The sequence below is a fragment of the Kitasatospora sp. MBT66 genome, assembly GCF_000710405.2.
In the GTDB taxonomy this organism is placed as follows: domain Bacteria; phylum Actinomycetota; class Actinomycetes; order Streptomycetales; family Streptomycetaceae; genus Kitasatospora; species Kitasatospora purpeofusca.
Window position 1 is genome coordinate 95,678 of the sequence record NZ_JAIY01000003.1, and the last position, 1,488, is coordinate 97,165.

The 1,488-nt window shown below is 70.4% G+C and carries 1 pseudogene; it reads left to right on the forward strand.

Annotated features, from left to right (window positions below):
• Window positions 1–623 precede the first annotated feature (623 nt).
• Window positions 624–1,488: pseudogene (locus tag BI06_RS50200) on the forward strand (hypothetical protein); the annotation flags it as partial.

Consider the following 1,488-nt stretch of genomic DNA (forward strand, 5'->3'; position numbering starts at 1 on the left):
GACCGGATCGAGGTCGCGAGGCGACCAGACCTTGGGATTGCGCGGCTTCCACTCCGCCGCGTTCGCGGGCCCGACACCGGCGAGCATCGACAGTACGAGCACGGCGACGGTGGTGAGCCGTCGTCTTCCTCGTGACCGTCCGCCGGCGCGGAATCCCCCTGATGATGACGACACGACTTGCCCCCTGGCACGCCGAAGCAGACCCCCGAACGGAAGGTCTGCTGAACAGAGATAATTGCGCGCGGAGCCTAACCTCCGTCAGATAACTTGATCCATCGGTTACCTCGGTCGTACCGAGAGACGGGCGAACCGGGGTGAAGTCGGCTACTGTCCCGGCCATTGCGGAGAGTCAAGAAATGGTGGGCGTTTTGCCTGCATTGCAGTGCCGGATTCCTGAAGATCCATTACCGAGCGCAGGCGCACGATCCGCTGAGAACAACGGGACGGTCACGGAGAGCTGCCACATGTGAGCTGCGTCACGGGGGTGACGATGATCTGTCAGATCGGATGTCGCGCAGGGGTGTTAAGTTCCCGTTCGCCGATATCCCTACGGCGCTCATCACTTGACGAGGGGTTTACCAATGGGGTCGATATCCCCCCACTACGGTCGTCGACGCAGATCGGTGCTCGCCGCATCGATCGGCCTCGTACTGACCGTCGGCGCGCTCGGTTCCACCGCACCCGCACTGGCCGCGAACGGATCGACCGCGCCCGGACCGACCGCGACCGCTCCCGGTGCCGCCGCGCCCGGACCGACCGCGCCCGCCCCGGCCGTCCCGGGCGCTGACCGGACCGCCGCCGCCCAGGCCGCCGACGCCGAGCACCGCTCCGCCGAGGCCGCGGCCCTGGCCGAGGCGAAGCGCACCGGCAAGCCGGTCGAGATCCCGGCCCTGACCACCGAGACCGACACGGTGGTCGCCAACCCGAACGGCACGCTCGGCCTGCGGCGGACGGTCGCCCCCGCGCGCGCCAAGCAGCAGGACGGCGCCTGGAAGGACCTGGACGCGACCCTCGCCCGGGGCGCCGACGGCACCGTCGTCCCCAACGTGACCAGCAATCACCTCACGCTCTCGGGCGGCGGTTCCGGTCCGCTCGCCACGCTCGACCAGGACGGCAAGAAGCTCGCCCTGAGCTGGCCCGGCACGCTTCCGGCGCCCGCCCTGGACGGCGAGACCGCCACCTATCCCGAGGTCGTGCCCGGCGTCGACCTGAAGGTCACCGCGAACCAGGCGGGCGGCTTCACCCAGGTCCTGGTGGTCAAGACCCCGGAAGCCGCGAAGAACCCCAGGATCAAGGACCTCACCCTGGGCATGAAGGCCGACGGCGTCTCGGTGAGCGCCGACGCCGGCGGCAACCTCAACGCCACCGACGCCGGCGGCCGGGTGGTCTTCCGCGCGCCGGCGCCCACCATGTGGGACTCCAGCACCGCCGCGCAGGCGCCGACCGCGCCCGCTCAGGCCCCGACCGCGCCCGCTCAGGCCCCGACCG